This is a genomic window from Gilliamella sp. wkB171, from assembly GCF_001693755.1.
Taxonomy (GTDB): Bacteria; Pseudomonadota; Gammaproteobacteria; order Enterobacterales; family Orbaceae; genus Gilliamella; species Gilliamella apicola_F.
The window spans coordinates 166,018-182,942 of record NZ_LYST01000039.1; the positions used below are offsets into that span (position 1 = coordinate 166,018).

The following is a 16,925-nucleotide window of genomic DNA, read 5'->3' on the forward strand; positions in this document are numbered from 1 at the left end:
CTGAAAAGCAAAATGCTATTACTATTCAGACTATTTTTAAATGATTAAAGCTTATCTACAAAATTCACCGCATAACCAATGTAATTAGCCGGTGTTAGCTGTTTTAATCGAGTTTTTTCGTCTTCAGGTAAATCTAAGGATTCAATAAACTGTTTTATGCCCTCAGCATCAACTCGTTTACCACGTGTTAATTCTTTCAATTTTTCGTATGGCTTTTCTATACCATAGCGGCGCATTACAGTTTGGATCGGTTCAGCTAATACTTCCCAATTACGGTCAAGTTCGTCAAGCAAGTATGTTTGGTTAACTTCTAACTTATTTAGGCCTTTTAAAGTTGATTGGTAAGCGATAATCGCATAGCCAATTCCAACACCTAAGTTTCGTAATACAGTCGAATCGGTTAGATCACGTTGCCAGCGAGAAACCGGTAATTTACCGCCTAGATGATTCATAATGGCATTGGCAAGACCTAAATTTCCTTCTGAATTTTCAAAATCAATTGGATTGACTTTGTGCGGCATGGTTGATGATCCGATTTCACCAGTTACAGTTTTTTGCTTGAAGTGATTTAAAGCAATATAGCCCCAAACATCGCGATCGAAATCGATCAAGATAGTATTGAAACGCGCAACACAATCAAAAAATTCAGCGATATAATCGTGTGGTTCTATTTGGGTTGTGTAAGGATTCCATTTTAGACCTAATGAACTAACAAACTCTTCGCTTAAATTGTGCCAATCAACATGTGGGTAAGCAACCATATGGGCATTATAGTTACCGGTAGCCCCATTTATTTTTCCTAATATTTCAACGGATTGAAGCTGGTTTAATTGGCGTTTTAATCGATAGACAACATTGGCAAACTCTTTCCCGATAGTTGTTGGTGTAGCGGGTTGTCCATGGGTTCTAGATAGTAAAGGTAAGTCACAATACTCTTTTGCTTGCAACGTAATTTTATCAATTACTTTTTGCCAATAAGGAATTAAAACAGTCTCTTTTGCTGTTTTTAGCATTAAAGCATAAGATAAATTATTGATATCTTCAGAAGTGCAAGCAAAGTGAATAAACTCATTAATAGCATGGAGTTCTTCATTAGTACTGACTTTTTCTTTAAGAAAATATTCAACGGCTTTTACATCGTGATTGGTTGTTTTTTCGATCGCTTTAATGCGTAATGCGTCGTCTTGATTAAATTGTTCAATAATTTGGTTTAAATGATGAGTAGCTGACTGACTTAGTGCTGGAATTTCAGGAATATTCTCTTGTGAAGCTAATTTTTGTAACCAACGAACTTCAACTTCAACGCGGTATTTTAATAATCCAAATTCGCTAAAAATGGTACGTAATTCTATTGTTTTATCACCATAACGACCATCAATAGGTGAAAGGGCTGTAAGTGCAGATAATTCCATCGGTTCAACTCCGTGACTCTATTTAAGTATCATATTGAAAATATAAATTAAATTGTTGTATTGATATCTTGTAATAATTGTTGTGCCGCATTATTGATTCGTTTACGACAAAATAAAAACTGTAATCGACCACCTCCAACTTGATACCATAAAATTGCAGAACGAACACAACCCAGTAGCGATGTTCTTACTTTAGCTTGCACTAGTGAGTTTTGTAAAAATTCTGGTTTACCTATAACTTTTATTTTGGTCGCTAAAGGACTAATAATATCGGAGTAGATCCCCGCTAATGAGTATGATAAATCTTCAATATTGCTATTAATGGTATCAATATTTGTATCAGGATAAAGACTTGCAATGCGTTTAAGTCGCTGATCGATCTTATCTAAAGCATCATTATTTTTTAATAATTTGCTGGTAATATTTAATGTACCAAAAAGATAACGAATAATTTCGATCTGCTCTTTCTGTCCAGAAGATAGCAATTGGATTAGTGTTTGTAATCCTGTTTTTATGTTTTCAAGTCCATCATAAACATCTGCTGTTGTTCTGGGCGAAGTTTCAAACACGCTTTTAATTGATCGTTCATAAAGTGCGTTACTGCATACACCTGTATTGGCCAGTTGAGGAATTAATATCGCACTTTGAGCAACACCAGCAAGGGCTATAGCAATATGATGATATTTATTATTCATTCTAAAACTCCTTATTGCCCATAATTCTCTCTTCTATAATACCACCCCCAAGGCAAACTTCACCTTGATAAAAAACAGCGGATTGTCCTGGTGTTACGGCGGCAACAGGATGGGCAAAGATCACTTCAATTTTATCCTCAGATAAAGGATTTACACGGCAAATAATATCTTCTTGGCGGTAGCGAGTTTTTACCGTGCAATTAAATGGCTCAGTGATGACTTGCCTATTTACCCAATGCAATTGACTGGCAATTAATCCATTTGAAAATAGGGCAGGATGATCGTGTCCTTGCGCTACAATTAATTCATTATTGATAAGATCTTTATCAACAACATACCAAGGCGTATCATCGGCTTGTTTTAAACCACCAATGCCAAGTCCTTTACGTTGTCCTAATGTGTGATACATCAAACCTTGATGTTGACCAATGACTTTGCCATCCACGGTTCTGATAGGTCCTGATTTAGCCGGTAAATAGCGTGCGAGAAAGTCAGTAAATTTACGTTCGCCAATAAAACAGATTCCTGTTGAGTCTTTTTTGGCAGCAGTGGCTAAACCTAATTGTTTCGCTATTTCACGAACTTTAGGTTTTTCAAGCTCACCAACAGGGAAAAGGCTTTGATGAATTTGTGCTTCGCTTAGTGTGTAAAGAAAATAGCTTTGGTCTTTATTGTTGTCGATGCCTCGCAATAATTCGACTTTGCCATTGTGTTCACGTTTGCGCACATAATGTCCTGTTGCAATAAAATCTGCACCAAGATCTTCGGCTGCATATTCCAAAAATGCTTTAAATTTAATTTCTTTATTGCATAAAATATCGGGATTAGGGGTTCGACCTGCTTTATATTCAGATAAAAAATGTTCAAATACATTGTCCCAATATTCAGCGGCAAAATTGATTGTGTGTAATTTAATATTCAATTTATCACATACGGCCTGAGCATCAGCTAAATCAACTGATGCAGAACAATATTCTTCTGTGTCGTCTTCTTCCCAGTTCTTCATAAATAATCCAACAACTTGATAACCTTGTTGCTGTAATAAATATGCTGAAACAGAAGAGTCAACGCCGCCAGACATGCCGACAACAACTTTTTTGGATGAATTTAAATTTGGCATAATAACAAAATAATTAGACTAAAAAATTAGGTTAATTCTATCATATTTGGATAAAAAAGCATAAAGCTATACCAGTATCAATTTGGCTAATTCTGCAGAGCTTTTTGCAATATTTGGGCGTTCATAATATTTTAAACATTTTTAAACGTGATTTTTGTTCGATATTTGCGCGGAAAAAAACGAGTTTTTCTTTTTTGAGTCACTCATTCAATCATGAATAAGTGACTTTATTTACTATAGTTAATTTAGTTTTTTCAAAAGATAAACAACATGACCAATAATTTCAAAATCGAGTGGTGAATTCTTATCAACCATAATAGTTGGATATTTCGAATTGTCACATAATAAGGCTAAATTAGAACCTTGATTTTGAATTCGCTTTATACTGATTTGGTCATCGTACTGCACTGCATACAAATAACCATCAATAGGTTTGCAATATGTTTTATTAATGATAAGAATGTCATGGTTTGCGATTGTAGGTTCCATGCTATCACCTTTAGCCCATACCGCTGTTAGATCATCATTATGACAATCTTGATGTTTAAGTAAGCTCGTTTCGAAAGGAATAGATTGAATGTCGGCTAAAGAATTACTCGTTTTATTTAGGTTGTGGAAAGGTATATTTATTGATCCTCGATTTTGCGATTCACTTAACAATCTACATTCGCCTTTTCCTGTTGCTAACCACTCTATTGGAACTTCACACTTGTGCGCAATAATGGCCAAGCGATTAAGTGAAGGATAAGTTTTACCAGATAAATAATCTCGGATCACTGCTTCAGACATGCCTACTTTTTTAGCAAAAGCATTACCTGATAGTCCTTCTAATACTAATGTTAATCGATTTTTGAAATTTATTACTCCTGTGTTTATTAAAATCGACGTTTTTTCTTGCTCATTAAGTGTTTTAAAGTTCTTTTTGTTCATTTTCTATTCCATTTCATGTGTTTTTTTTGTTTTTGTAGTTTTGTTTCGTTTTTTTATATGTTATTCTCTGCCGGTAAATTCATATCAATTCAGCGTTGTAATACCGATAATCATTACAATAGCAAAAAAATTAACCAATAGAGGATCTCATAATGAGAGAACAAGATCAAGACTGGTCACCATCAAGAGTCGTGGGCGAAATTAAAATTAGAGGTGGAAATTTAAGAGCTTTATCGAGAGCAAGTGGATTACAAGCTGATACTTTAAGAAATGCACTATATCGTCATTGTCCTAAATACGAAAGAATTATTTCTGAATATTTGCAAGTTCCGGTCGAAACTATTTGGCCTTCTCGTTATGCCCCAGCTGGAAAAAAATAGTTTACATAAAATTCTATAAAAAAGACGCCCTTGCAGGCGTCATTAAATTATTTTTTAGCTTGTTCTGCTGCTTTTACAATCGCTGCAAACGCATCGGCTTTTAGCGATGCACCACCGACTAATGCACCATCAATATCTGGCTGAGTGAATAACTCTGCTGCATTTTTATCATTTACTGAACCACCGTATTGGATGATAACTTGCTCAGCAACATTAACATCTTGTTTAGCAATATGTTCACGAATAAATTTATGTACAGCTTGTGCTTGCGCAGGCGTAGCTGATTTACCTGTACCAATTGCCCAAACCGGTTCATAGGCAATAACTGCACCATTAAATGCTTGTACACCTAATGCTTTGATAACCGCGTCAATTTGACGAGCACAAACCGCTTGTGTTTGTCCTGCTTCGTTTTCAGATTCTGTTTCACCAATACAAAGTACTGGCACAAGTCCTGCATCTTTTAACACGCCAAATTTTTTAGCAATATACTCATCTGATTCTTTATGATAAGTGCGTCGTTCTGAGTGCCCAATAATAACATGTGTTACACCAATTTCTTTTAACATGTTAGCTGATACTTCACCCGTAAATGCCCCTGAAAGATTCACATCTACATCTTGCGCACCTAAAATGATATTTGAACCGCCCAACTGATGTTTAACAAAATCAAGATAGACAACTGGTGGTGCTATAGCGATACTGCATTCAATATCAGTAGATAACTCATTTCTAAGTCCTTCTACTAAGTTTTTAGCCATATCAATGCTACCATTGAGTTTCCAATTCCCCATGACTAGTGGTTTACGCATAATTTTCTCCAACTTAAAGTTTAAAATAGTGTTGATTTTAGAATGAATTCGCTATAATGGTTTGCATTATACACCAAATATTTTGAGCTTGAGGAAAAATATGTCATTAGAAATTTTGAACCAATTAGAAAATAAAATTCAACACACTGTTAATACAATCACTGCTTTGCAACAAGAAATTGCAACATTAAAACAAGGTAATCAAGAGTTAGAACAATTAATTAATGATAGTTCTGACGAAATGAAAGCATTGCGAGACGAAAACGAAAAACTTAAACAAGATCAACAAATATGGCAACAACGTATTCAAACTTTATTAAGTAAAATTGGTGAAATTACACAATAAGTTGTTATATCTAATTGTTAACGCGACATATGTCGCGTTTGTTTTTGTTATTCATTAAAGTGATGGCGAAAATTATACACAATGCGTGAAGAGTTAAAATCATTATGGATTGCTCAAACTATTCATTTAATTGAACAAGAATCTGGGCGTTTTGCGGATCAAGACATTAATCGACAAGTAAGAGCTTCTCAAACTTCATCTATTAATCGCATTGTGATGCGTGCATTAATGTTGTCTAAAAAAAATGGCTTATTTTCAGCCCAACAGACGTTATTACGGGCAGCAAATCTCTCTTTTATTATATTAATTTTTCTTTCTATTATTCTTGGTGCCTCATTGGCGTTAAGTGCCTTAAGTCAAAATCCGATTAATTTATATTGGGCGTTATTTAGTCTACTTGGCGTGCATTTAATTACCTTAGTGGTTTGGTTGATTTCTTTTTTCTTTTTTTCAAATTTGGGTGGCAGTATATTGGTTTACTGTTGGTTATGGTTAACTAAAAAATTTTCACAAAAAAAGACTGTACAACAACTTATTCCCGCTTTTGTTGAATTATTTGGTGGTCAAATTCGCTGGTTAATTGGTTTTGTGCTCAATCTTTTTTGGACTTTTATATTAACGAGTGCACTGGTGGTATTAGTTGTACTGTTTTCAACTGAACATTATCGTTTTGAATGGAAAACAACTTTATTAAGCTCTGCTACTATTGTTGATTTAACGCATTATTTAGGTTCGATACCTGCTTTAATTGGTTTTGCCATCCCTAATGATGATGTTATTCGGGCGAGTGAGCACGCATTAAATGCTGGTGATGCGCGTTTTGCTTGGGCAGTATGGTTATTAGGTGTATTTATTGTTTATGGCGTAGCTGTTCGATTTTTATGTATGATAGTTTGCGCTATTAATTGGTTGATTTGCAGTCGAAAAGTGAAATTGGACACAAAACATCCACATTTTCAGGTTTTAGCTAACGAGCTACAACCTATTTTAGTGAATGTAGAAGATGAAGATAAGCATGGTGAGCGTTCCAGAAATTATTTACCTTATCACTATATTGAAAATGCAAAGGGATCTTTTTTAGTCGCAATTGATATCACTGAAAACTGGACCCCACCAAATTCGGTTACGTTTTTAGGTTTTTTAAATACGCGAGAACAGCGTCGCAACATTTTAGATTATTTGCAATTAACGCCAGCTAAGAAGTTATTGATTGCTATTGATACCGATAGAGCACCAGACAGAGGAATGTTAAATTTAATTAATCAGCTTATGAATAAATCACAGCAAAATCGCCTTTGGTTTATCAATAACGGTAAGCAAATGAAAAACTGGCAAGCTTTATCGCTACAATTAGCGACACCCACTTGGTTAAGTGAGGAGTTTTGACATGTTAACAACATTAAAATTAGCTGTAGTCGGTCATGCCAATGTCGGTAAAACGTCATTACTGCGGACTTTAATACATAATAGTCAATTTGGTGAAGTTTCAGATAAACCGGGAACCACAAGGAATGTCCAGTCCATTACATTACCTTTAGCAAATAATCAATCTATCATTTATTATGATACGCCTGGATTGGAAGACAGCTTAGCGTTGTATGATTATATTCATCAATTAACTGTCGATAGCGGTAAACTAGACGGGATCGATAAATTAACGATTTTTTTACAAAGCCCAGAAGCTGAAAATAGTTTTGATCAAGAAGCAAAAGTGATCCGACAATTGCTTAAAAGTGATGCGGCAATCTATGTTATAGACGTGCGCGAGCCTATTTTAGATAAATATCATGATGAGCTTGCAATACTCGCTAGTGGTGATAAACCAATGCTTGCTGTATTAAATTTTACTGCAAGCGAAAAAGAAAATGAAAAGGAATGGAAAAGATTACTCTCACGCGTAGGGATACATGCTATCATACGCTTTGACGCTATAGTTCCGCCCCTAGATGGCGAGGAACGATTATATAAAAGTCTTGCTTTATTGCTCGAACCTGCCAAAAAGATCTTAGATCAATGGTTAGATCAAATTGCACAAATGCGACAATCTCGTAATCAAAATGCTAATTTGATTATTGCTGAAGCACTTGTTGATGTTACTGCCTTTTATAAGATGGCAAAAATTGATGATCAGCAAGCAATTGCACAAATGCAAGATCAAGTTAGAAAGCGCGAGCAATTGGCAGTAAATGAATTGTTGAAAATTTATCAATTTAATTCTGATTTAGAGCGTTTTGAGGCTTTACCTTTAATAAAAGGGCGCTATAATGCAGATCTATTTAATATTGATGCATTAAAACGAATGGGTGTGCATTTGACAAAAGGTTTTGTGTCAGGTGCAACTATAGGGGCAAGCATAGATTTAGCCACTGGTGGAATTACGCTTGGCTCAGCTGCTTTAATAGGAGCAGCAGTAGGCAGTATAATGCAAACTGCCAAACATTATGGTTCTAGAATGCGGTATCAGCTTTCTGGTTATAGTAAACTAAGTGTTGATGATGTTATTATTTGTTTTCTTTCTATAAGACTGCTTAGTCTGAAAGAAAGTTTAAATCATCGCAGCCATGCGAACACTTATCCTATAAAGTTGTCGAAATTAGAACAACAAGAGTGGGAAAAAGGTGTGTTGCCAAAAGAGCTAAAAATAGCAAGACGCTATTCGCAATGGTCGACTTTAAATAAAGGAACAAAAAGAAATGACAAAAAAAGACAATCGACGATCAAGCATGTTGCCGAACAACTTTTTTAGTGTGAAGAAGCGATTTTTAATAACGACTTTGCTTTTTTCTCTTTTTATGTTATTTGGATGTAGTACAAGTCAAGGGCAAGTATCAACGAAAACCACTAAACCTGACCCGCAAATGTTAGCAAAGATTGAATCTCACTATAAAAAATGGCAAAAAACCCCGTACCGGTTCGGTGGAACGACATTATCTGGTAGCGATTGTTCTGGTTTAGTTGTTAATTTTTTCAAAAATAAACTGTCTAAGACATTGCCTCGAAGTGCATCAGCTCAAGCTCAGTTAGGTTATAAAGTTACTCAACCTAAAGCAGGTGATTTAGTATTCTTTAAAACTGGTCGTAGCCAAAGTGGTCTACATGTTGGTATTTATTATGCTGATGGTAAATTTTTACATGCATCGACATCTAAAGGTGTAATTTATTCTAGTTTAAATGAAGATTATTGGAAAAAACATTATTGGATGACGCGTCGCTTAACAGATGGTTAGTCAAATCAATTGATTACAAATTAATTAAAAAGCTCTCTAAGTTAACTGATTTAGAGAGCTTTATTATTTTTAATAGTTGCTAATTAAATCTTACCCTGTTCTTTCAATTCACGCATTACATTAGCTACATAAAGCATTTCACCTGGTGTTCCAAGTGATATTCGACACCAGTTTGTAGCCGGTGCAAAATCTCTACCGATTAATATAAATTTTTGTTTCATCAATTCTCGATATTCATTCAAATTAATCGGTGTTTGGTGAAATATAAAGTTTGTTTCTGATTTAAGATAATGTAGCCCAAGGTCTGATAATGTTTTTTCCATAATTTCCCGCGATACATCAACGGCTTTTTTGGAATAAGTCAGATATTGTTTATCTTTCATCGAAGCCAAAGCAGCACAAACACCACAATAATTCAGTTTTTCACCAGCGACATATTGTGAAATATTTTTTATGTGAACTTCGCTACTAACAACATAACCAACACGTAATCCCGCCATTGCATGTATTTTTGAAAAAGTCTTGAGTAATATAATATTTTCGTAACCTTGTGTAATAAACTTATCGGCAGACTTGAAGGTAGGATCATTAACAAATTCAGCATATGCTTCATCAAAAATGAAAATAGTATTGTTAGGTTTGCTCGCTATCCATGATTCAATTTCAGGTAAACCAAAAACAGTAGACGTTGGATTATTAGGATTAACTAAATAAACAATTGAGAATCCTTGATAAGCTTCAACGGCTTTTCTTAACCCATTGATATCAATTTTCCAGTCATTTAAACAAGGTACTTTGGTTATTTTCAAATTAAAAATTTTAGCAAATTGTTCACCATCACTGTAGGTAAGTTCAGGTATAACTAGCTGAGTATTAGGTTTTACAAAAGCAGCGATGGTACTTCTAATACCTTCAGATGAACCGGCAGTCAAGAGTATCTGTTTTTCACTGACATTATGATGTTCTGCTATTGACTGACTTAAAATGGGCATCTCCGCTTTAGCATAGCGGTTAGCTTTAGGAACCGCATCAATTGCTGCTTGTTTGGCTGAAGGTGACATACCTAAAGCATTTTCATTAAAGTTAAGTCTTACCGGATTATTTACATCAGGTGTAACAACTGTATCAAGCATAGGCAATGAAAAAGCGATCGATTTTTGCACTTCTTGAGCATAGGCTTTGGACAGTAATTGATTTATTGATAAACCTGCAATTGCCGCACCAGAGAATGTTAATAAACTTCGACGGCTGATATTTAAATTTGCATCCATTATTCACCTCACCATTAGTTGATCTTCTGTCGGTAATAGTTTGATGCAATATTTATACCAGTTTCGATTGCCGATTATGTAATGCTTAATTTTGCTATATAAGTCAAGAACATTTGTATTTATTGCATTGGTGAGTGTGAGTAGGGGAAATGTTGAAATGCACTCTATTGGTGCTTTTTTGCACAATTAAATCTTTTTTTAAATACTGCGCTTATTTAACAATGATAAATAAGCACAGTTAATTTTGGTTAACCTTGATAAGATTAGTTAACTATCAGCAGGCGTTTCAATATCTGAATAGGTTGATAACATCTGCAAAAACTTATACTTCGAGTTAACCATTTTTGTTGAACGTTCATGTAAAGTATTCGCGACAGCAGGCTCTAATGTTTCTAATCGTCGGAATCGTTGTTCTTTCAATAGGATATCTGACAATGATTCACTATTTGGTGATTTAGAGTCTAATACTAATCCGGGTTTTCCTTCTGCTACGCGGCGTGGATCATAACGGTAAAGCGGCCAGAATCCAGATTTGACTAAATCTTTCATCTGTTCATGTGATTTAGCCAGATCATAACCATGTTCTTCACAAGGACTATACGCGATAACAAGTGAAGGTCCATCATAGGCTTCGGCCTCTTGTAACGCTTTAAGTGTCTGATTGAGTTGAGACCCTAATGCTATTTGCGCAACATATACATGACCATACATCATTACGCTTATGCCTAAATCTTTACGTGCTTTGTGTTTCCCTAGATCGGCAAATTTAGATACTGCACCCATTGGTGTTGCCTTCGATTGCTGACCACCTGTATTTGAGTAGCATTGTGTATCTAATACTAAAATATTGACGTTATCAGTTAAGCTCATTACATGATCAAGCCCACCAAAGCCAATATCATAAGCCCAACCATCGCCACCAATAGCCCATACTGACTTATCAATTAAATAGTCTGCATCTTGCATTAATTCTTTTGCTTCAATCGAATCCATGTGTGCTAATTGTTCACGTAATATAGCAATTTGTGCGCGTTTATCTGCAATTGAAACATCTGCTGATTGCAAGGCTAGGGTAATTTCGGGGGAGATTTCACCGCCAACATGCTCCAATAATCGTAAAACGCGTTTTTTATGTTGATCATAAGTAATACGGTAACCTAAAGCAAATTCAGCATTATCTTCAAATAATGAGTTAGCCCAAGCGGGTCCACGACCACTACGATCGGTAGTATAAGGGGTAGAAGGTAAATTCCCACCATAAATCGATGAACAGCCGGTTGCATTGGCAATGGCTAAATGATCACCATATAGCTGGGTTAACAATTTAATGTAAGGAGTTTCACCACAGCCTGCACATGCTCCCGAGTATTCAAATAGCGGTGTTAGCAATTGTGATGTACGGATATCAATACGTTCAAGTGTTTTGATATCACGATCTGGTAACGCCGAGAAATAGTCATAATTGGTTCGCTGGGTATCGAGGTTTTCAATACGCGGACGCATATTAATTGCTTTAATATCGAAGTTATTTCGATCTCGGGCTGGACAAACTTCAACACATAAATTACAACCAGTACAATCTTCAGGTGCAACTTGCAATACATAGCGTTGACCTTTCATGTCGCGTGCTTTAACTTCGAGCGAGCTAAGCGACTCAGGTGCATTAATCATATCATCTGGTGCTACAACCTTAGCTCTAATGGCTGCATGTGGACAAGCTACCGCACAATGGTTACATTGTGTGCAAAGCTCGGGTTGCCAAATAGGTATCTCTTCAGCAATATTACGTTTTTCCCATTTTGTTGTTCCGGTTGGCCAAGTGCCATCAGGGGGAAAAGCCGATACCGGCAAGCTATCACCAAGTCCTGCTAGCATTGTTGCTGTAACCATTTTAACAAAATCAGGTGCGTTATATGGCACAATAGCTGGGCGTGATGTGCTACTTTCATCAACACAACTTAATGGGATTTGTTCAAGTGATGCGATAGCTAAATCAAGCGCTTTCCAGTTATTTTCAACTAATTCTTGCCCTTTGCTACTGTAACTTTTGGCAATGACTTCTTTCAATTGAGCAATACTGAAGTCATTTTTAAATATTTCTGAAAGATGAAAAAAAGCCGCCTGCATTACGGTATTAATTCTTGCACCTAAGTTACATTCACGTGCTATTTTAGCTGCATTAATGATATAAAAGTGCGCTCTTTTTTTAATTAATTGTATTTGAACTTCTTTCGGTAAGCGATGCCAAATTTCATCTTTACTATAAGGGGTATTGAGTAAAAAAATACCATCATCTTTAAGTTTTTCAACAATCTGATATTTATCAATAAATTGATCTTGATGACAACCGATAAAGTGTGCACTCGTAATTAAATAAGGTGAGTCTATCGGTTCTAAATTAACACGTAAATGAGAAGTCGTTAAGCCACCGGCTTTTTTAGAGTCATAAACAAAAAATCCCTGAACATAAAAGGGCGAACTATCCCCAATAATTTTGATATTATTTTTTGTTGCCGAAACTGTGCCATCACTGCCAAGCCCATAAAATAGTGCTTCAAGAGCAGATTTTTGAGGAATAGACTTTTCAGGTAAGGTTAAAGATAAACCGGTAATATCATCATAGATACCCACAGTAAAACGAGGGCGAGGGTTTTCTAATTGCAGCTCTGTAAAAATAGCGAGAACACAGCAAGGATCAAACTCTTTTGATGATAAACCATAACGTCCACCAATGATTTTAGGTATATTGTTTCGTTCACCTTGACTAAAGCTTTCTGCAAAAGCTGTCATTACATCTAAATAAAGTGGTTCAGCTTGAGCACCTGGCTCTTTAGTTCTATCTAACACCGCAACTTTTTTAACACTAGTAGGAATAACTTCCAGAAAATGTTTGGCGGAAAAAGGGCGATATAGTCTAACAATTACCACACCCACTTTTTCATCGTTTTTATTCAAGTAATCAACGACTTCTTTACTGGTACTTGCACCGGAACCCATGATAACTATTACTCGCTCAGCATCATTAGCACCATAATATTCGAATGGCTGATACTTTCGACCTGTTTGTTGTTCAAAAGCGTCCATCGCATCGACAACATGTTGATAAGTGTTATTGTAATAAGGATTGACTGCTTCACGGCATTGGAAAAAGGTATCTGGATTAGCTGATGTACCTCGTATAGCCGGTTTATCCGGTGTTAAAGCTCGAGAACGGTAAGCTTTAATGGCTTCATGTGGTAAAAGCTGATGGATATCTTCGTCAGTCAATGGATAGATTTTATTGACCTCGTGTGAGGTTCTAAACCCATCAAAAAAATGTACAAATGGTACTCGACTGTTAAAGGTTGCAATTTGTGCGATTAACGCTAAATCTTGTGCTTCTTGTACCGAGCTTGAGCAAAGCATCGCAAAACCAGTTTGTCTGATTGACATCACATCGGAGTGATCACCAAAAATTGATAGAGCATGAGTAGCAACGGTACGCGCAGCAACATGTAATACAAATGGTGTTAGTTCCCCAGCAATTTTATACAGGGATGGAATCATGAGTAGCAAGCCCTGCGATGAGGTAAATGAGGTAGCTAATGCTCCCGTCATCAACGCGCCATGCACAGTTGAAATCGCGCCTGCTTCAGATTGCATTTCAACCACTTTAGGGATATCCCCAAACACGTTAGGTTTATTGAATTCAGCCCATGTACTAGCTTGTTCTGCCATTGATGAACTTGGTGTTATTGGATAAATAGCAATGACTTCGTTTGCACGATAAGCGACGGAAGATACCGCACTATTAGCATCTGATATGATCATTAAAAAACCTTGTATTCTAGAGTATTATGACATTACTTAGTTATAATAATTAGCATTATTGTACCAGAAAGTAAGATAGCTTTTAGTTATTTTTATGTTAAATTTTTTGTTTAACTCTTTGAATTTTTGAGTGACTGAAATTGATATTAATATAGTTGAAAATTTAAAAAAGGGCATAATTAATCAATCAAATAGGCAATAAAAAATAACTGTTAGTGATTTATCAACATAACGATAAAATCTTCTAATAATAAAGATGTTTTTCTATTAGGTTCTACCGATTACTTATTATTATCCAACCTTTATGGTTGGATAATAATAGTGTTAACCACTTGGCTATTTTATTATTACACGTTCGTTTGACGTTGAGTGTTTGATTTCACCCAGTAACCAAGCCTTTTCACCTTGATTATTAAGTAGGGTAATGGCTCTATCAGCAAGTGATTTGGGTAGCGCGATTATCAATCCAACTCCACAATTAAATGTTCGGTACATTTCGTGACGATCCACATTACCCGCCTGCTGTAGCCAATTAAAGATTGCAGGCCATTGCCAACTGTTTTCATTAATTATCGCTTGAGTATTATCGGGCAGAACGCGTGGAATGTTTTCCCAAAATCCACCACCAGTGATATGTGCTATGGCATGCACATCAATTTGCGCAATTAAGTTTAGAATCGATTTTACATAGATTTTTGTTGGTGCAAGTAAGTGATCGGCAAGCGTTTTGTCTTCTAATTGTGTCTTTGCTGGATTTACCCCACTCACTTCGATAATCTTCCGTACCAGCGAATAGCCATTGGAGTGTGGCCCACTCGATGCTAAAGCAATTAACGCATCACCATCTTGTACTTTGCTGCCATCAATCATTTCCGTTTTTTCAACAACACCAACACAAAATCCCGCTAAGTCATAATCATTACCATGATACATGCCCGGCATTTCAGCTGTTTCACCGCCAACTAATGCACAACCAGCTTGTTTACACCCTTCAGCAATCCCTGTTACAACGGTAGTTGCCACATCAACGTTGAGTTTACCAGTGGCATAATAATCAAGGAAAAAAAGTGGCTCAGCACCTTGTACAATAAGATCATTAACACACATTGCAACTAAATCAATGCCAATTGCGTCATGTCGATTTAAATCCATGGCTAGACGGAGTTTAGTACCAACGCCATCTGTTCCAGATACTAAAATAGGTTCTTTGTATTTTTGCGGAATTGCACATAGAGCACCAAATCCGCCTAAACCCCCCATAACTTCTGGGCGTTTAGTCGCTTTTACTACTGATTTGATTCGATTAACGAGTTCGTTACCGGCATCAATATCAACGCCAGCATCTTTATAACTTAGAGAGTTGTTATTTGACACGAGAAGTAATCCTTACAATAGAAAAATTGCTGATATTTTAGCAAGGAAGCAATTGAATGGCGATCTATAATTATATGAAATAACCAATTAATTAACATAATTAATTGGCTTCAAACCAACTTTCTAGAATGATAATCGCTGATGTTGCATCAACATGCCCCTTTTCAAGAGCTTTATAACCGCGAGAAGCAAAAATATGGGATTTAGCTTCAACGGTAGATAGCCGTTCATCTTGCAGATGGACTTGATAACCAAACATACCATGCAAACGATTAGCGAATTTACGTGCTCGAGCAGTTAACGGTTGTTCAGTCCCATCCATGTTAAGTGGTAAGCCTACAACCAAATAGTCAGGTTTCCACTCATTTAAAATTTTTTCAATTGCTTGCCAATTCGGAATACCATCACGCGCTTTAAAAGCGCATAATGGATTTGCTGTTTTGGTAATATCTTGCCCAATCGCAGCGCCAATGCTCGCGGTTCCAAAATCAAATGCAATTATTGTTGCCATTTATTATGCATTTCCCATTTGGTGCGAAATCGTATTTATGTTAATACCGAGTGATTGCGCTGCTTTTTGCCAACGATCTTCAATTGCGGATTCAAAAATAATTTTTGGATCAACATCTGTCACTAACCAATCATTACGTGCTACTTCAGCTTCTAATTGCAGTGACTGCCACCCGGAATAACCCAACGCTAAAAACATATCTTTAGGTTGCTCGGGTGAACCGATTGATTTAAGTAGATCAAGCGATGTAGTAATCATTACATCATCCGAAATTTTTATGCTAGAGGCGAAGCCTTGCTGGGGGGTATGCAAAATAAAACCTTGTTCTTCAGCGATAGGTCCACCAGCGAAAACAGGATGTTCAAGTTCAGCACAGTTTTTACTTGCAGTAATTTCAAGTCGAGTTAATACTGCGGCTACATTAAGATCTTGTATTGGTTTATTAATAACAATCCCCATTGCCCCATCACGATTATGTTCGCAAATATATACAACAGATCGGCTAAATGTTGGATCATTGATAGTTGGCATTGCCACAATAAAATGATTTTTTAGATTCATATGCTCACATTTCTATAATTTATAATGCACATTTGCCAATTTTTACATGATGTTGGATATCACAACGCATCAATAATTCAGGCTCGTTACTCTCTTCATTGATTGATTCGTTGATAATTTCAAATTGTTGCGATAAAAAAAAGTTAATTGCAGAACTATTTTTTTTATAAACATGTACTAGTAACTCACTATGGCGTTGCTTAGCTTTTTCAACTAGCGCTTTACCAATGCCTTGTCCACGATATTCAGGTACAACAAATAGACCCGAGATGTAATTTTCGGTTACGCCAATGAAACCTTTAACACCGTTAAGATCTTGTACATAGACCGTTGACATCGGAATTAACATTTTGACAATATCATAATTTTGTTTAAAAAATTGCGGATCAATAAAGCTATGTGCTTGTTGGTTTCCTTCAAGCCATATATTCATCACTGTATCTAAATCTTTACTTTGAAATTCTCTAATCATTTTT

At 36.0% G+C, this 16,925-nt stretch carries 16 protein-coding genes; 5 read left to right on the plus strand and 11 right to left on the minus strand.

Going from position 1 to position 16,925, the window contains the following annotated elements:
• Window positions 1-44 precede the first annotated feature (44 nt).
• The 4 genes from purB to A9G03_RS05750 form a co-directional block, all read right to left on the minus strand.
• Entirely contained in the window at window positions 45-1,412 is a 1,368-nt protein-coding gene (gene purB / locus A9G03_RS05735) for an adenylosuccinate lyase (RefSeq protein ID WP_065633405.1), read from the minus strand.
• Window positions 1,413-1,459: 47 nt separating this feature from the next.
• On the minus strand, window positions 1,460-2,107 hold the full coding sequence (hflD, locus tag A9G03_RS05740; protein WP_065798661.1) for a high frequency lysogenization protein HflD: 648 nt from the start codon (window positions 2,105-2,107) through the stop codon (window positions 1,460-1,462).
• Between the two features lies 1 nt (window position 2,108).
• Window positions 2,109-3,227, minus strand: a complete 1,119-nt coding sequence (mnmA, locus tag A9G03_RS05745) for a tRNA 2-thiouridine(34) synthase MnmA (protein WP_065798662.1) — start codon at window positions 3,225-3,227, stop codon at window positions 2,109-2,111.
• A 240-nt stretch (window positions 3,228-3,467) separates the two neighbouring features.
• The gene (locus A9G03_RS05750; protein WP_065633402.1) at window positions 3,468-4,157 is read right to left on the minus strand and encodes a LexA family transcriptional regulator; all 690 of its coding nucleotides are present in this window, start codon (window positions 4,155-4,157) and stop codon (window positions 3,468-3,470) included.
• Window positions 4,158-4,309: 152 nt separating this feature from the next.
• Between A9G03_RS05750 and A9G03_RS05755 the strand changes: the two genes are divergently transcribed.
• Window positions 4,310-4,537, plus strand: a complete 228-nt coding sequence (locus A9G03_RS05755; RefSeq protein WP_065633401.1) for a helix-turn-helix domain-containing protein — start codon at window positions 4,310-4,312, stop codon at window positions 4,535-4,537.
• Window positions 4,538-4,584: 47 nt separating this feature from the next.
• Here the strand turns inward: A9G03_RS05755 and tpiA are convergent, their stop codons facing one another.
• On the minus strand, window positions 4,585-5,349 hold the full coding sequence (gene tpiA, locus A9G03_RS05760) for a triose-phosphate isomerase (protein WP_065633400.1): 765 nt from the start codon (window positions 5,347-5,349) through the stop codon (window positions 4,585-4,587).
• Between the two features lie 100 nt (window positions 5,350-5,449).
• Here tpiA and zapB point away from each other — a divergent pair, with 100 nt between their 5' ends.
• From zapB to A9G03_RS05780, 4 genes are all read left to right on the plus strand, one after another.
• On the plus strand, window positions 5,450-5,695 hold the full coding sequence (gene zapB, locus A9G03_RS05765; RefSeq protein WP_065633399.1) for a cell division protein ZapB: 246 nt from the start codon (window positions 5,450-5,452) through the stop codon (window positions 5,693-5,695).
• An 81-nt stretch (window positions 5,696-5,776) separates the two neighbouring features.
• Window positions 5,777-7,081 (plus strand): DUF2868 domain-containing protein, encoded by a 1,305-nt coding sequence (locus A9G03_RS05770; RefSeq protein WP_065798663.1) that lies wholly within the window; start codon window positions 5,777-5,779, stop codon window positions 7,079-7,081.
• A 1-nt stretch (window position 7,082) separates the two neighbouring features.
• The gene (locus A9G03_RS05775; RefSeq protein ID WP_065798664.1) at window positions 7,083-8,441 is read left to right on the plus strand and encodes a DUF3482 domain-containing protein; all 1,359 of its coding nucleotides are present in this window, start codon (window positions 7,083-7,085) and stop codon (window positions 8,439-8,441) included.
• A complete protein-coding gene (locus tag A9G03_RS05780; protein WP_081297457.1) occupies window positions 8,389-8,922 on the plus strand; it encodes a C40 family peptidase in 534 nt (177 codons plus the stop codon). Before A9G03_RS05775 ends, A9G03_RS05780 begins: the two co-directional genes overlap by 53 nt.
• Before the next feature lie 83 nt (window positions 8,923-9,005).
• Here A9G03_RS05780 and A9G03_RS05785 read toward each other — a convergent pair whose 3' ends face one another.
• From A9G03_RS05785 to A9G03_RS05810, 6 genes are all read right to left on the minus strand, one after another.
• A complete protein-coding gene (locus A9G03_RS05785) occupies window positions 9,006-10,193 on the minus strand; it encodes a pyridoxal phosphate-dependent aminotransferase (RefSeq protein WP_065798665.1) in 1,188 nt (395 codons plus the stop codon).
• Between the two features lie 267 nt (window positions 10,194-10,460).
• On the minus strand, window positions 10,461-14,003 hold the full coding sequence (gene nifJ, locus A9G03_RS05790) for a pyruvate:ferredoxin (flavodoxin) oxidoreductase (protein ID WP_065798666.1): 3,543 nt from the start codon (window positions 14,001-14,003) through the stop codon (window positions 10,461-10,463).
• A 336-nt stretch (window positions 14,004-14,339) separates the two neighbouring features.
• Window positions 14,340-15,377 (minus strand): phosphoribosylformylglycinamidine cyclo-ligase, encoded by a 1,038-nt coding sequence (gene purM, locus A9G03_RS05795; protein WP_065633394.1) that lies wholly within the window; start codon window positions 15,375-15,377, stop codon window positions 14,340-14,342.
• A gap of 100 nt (window positions 15,378-15,477) precedes the next feature.
• Window positions 15,478-15,888: a Holliday junction resolvase RuvX gene (ruvX, locus tag A9G03_RS05800; protein WP_065633393.1), complete on the minus strand. Its 411-nt coding sequence runs from the start codon at window positions 15,886-15,888 to the stop codon at window positions 15,478-15,480.
• 3 nt (window positions 15,889-15,891) lie between these two features.
• Window positions 15,892-16,449 carry a YqgE/AlgH family protein gene (locus tag A9G03_RS05805; RefSeq protein ID WP_065633392.1) on the minus strand — a complete coding sequence of 186 codons (558 nt, stop codon included), beginning with the start codon at window positions 16,447-16,449 and terminating at the stop codon, window positions 15,892-15,894.
• A 19-nt stretch (window positions 16,450-16,468) separates the two neighbouring features.
• Window positions 16,469-16,921 (minus strand): GNAT family N-acetyltransferase, encoded by a 453-nt coding sequence (locus tag A9G03_RS05810; protein ID WP_065798667.1) that lies wholly within the window; start codon window positions 16,919-16,921, stop codon window positions 16,469-16,471.
• Window positions 16,922-16,925: the final 4 nt, after the last annotated feature.

Excerpts from the sequence above, each read along its gene's own strand:
- tpiA (WP_065633400.1), bottom strand. The coding sequence starts at position 5,349 with ATGCGTAAACCACTAGTCATGGGGAATTGGAAACTCAATGGTAGCATT.
- A9G03_RS05750 (WP_065633402.1), bottom strand. The coding sequence starts at position 4,157 with ATGAACAAAAAGAACTTTAAAACACTTAATGAGCAAGAAAAAACGTCG.
- ruvX (WP_065633393.1), bottom strand. The coding sequence starts at position 15,888 with ATGGCAACAATAATTGCATTTGATTTTGGAACCGCGAGCATTGGCGCT.
- A9G03_RS05810 (WP_065798667.1), bottom strand. The coding sequence starts at position 16,921 with ATGATTAGAGAATTTCAAAGTAAAGATTTAGATACAGTGATGAATATA.
- nifJ (WP_065798666.1), bottom strand. The coding sequence starts at position 14,003 with ATGATCATATCAGATGCTAATAGTGCGGTATCTTCCGTCGCTTATCGT.
- purB (WP_065633405.1), bottom strand. The coding sequence starts at position 1,412 with ATGGAATTATCTGCACTTACAGCCCTTTCACCTATTGATGGTCGTTAT.
- A9G03_RS05805 (WP_065633392.1), bottom strand. The coding sequence starts at position 16,449 with ATGAATCTAAAAAATCATTTTATTGTGGCAATGCCAACTATCAATGAT.
- hflD (WP_065798661.1), bottom strand. The coding sequence starts at position 2,107 with ATGAATAATAAATATCATCATATTGCTATAGCCCTTGCTGGTGTTGCT.
- A9G03_RS05775 (WP_065798664.1), top strand. The coding sequence starts at position 7,083 with ATGTTAACAACATTAAAATTAGCTGTAGTCGGTCATGCCAATGTCGGT.
- A9G03_RS05770 (WP_065798663.1), top strand. The coding sequence starts at position 5,777 with ATGCGTGAAGAGTTAAAATCATTATGGATTGCTCAAACTATTCATTTA.
- mnmA (WP_065798662.1), bottom strand. The coding sequence starts at position 3,227 with ATGCCAAATTTAAATTCATCCAAAAAAGTTGTTGTCGGCATGTCTGGC.
- A9G03_RS05785 (WP_065798665.1), bottom strand. The coding sequence starts at position 10,193 with ATGGATGCAAATTTAAATATCAGCCGTCGAAGTTTATTAACATTCTCT.
- zapB (WP_065633399.1), top strand. The coding sequence starts at position 5,450 with ATGTCATTAGAAATTTTGAACCAATTAGAAAATAAAATTCAACACACT.
- A9G03_RS05780 (WP_081297457.1), top strand. The coding sequence starts at position 8,389 with ATGACAAAAAAAGACAATCGACGATCAAGCATGTTGCCGAACAACTTT.
- A9G03_RS05755 (WP_065633401.1), top strand. The coding sequence starts at position 4,310 with ATGAGAGAACAAGATCAAGACTGGTCACCATCAAGAGTCGTGGGCGAA.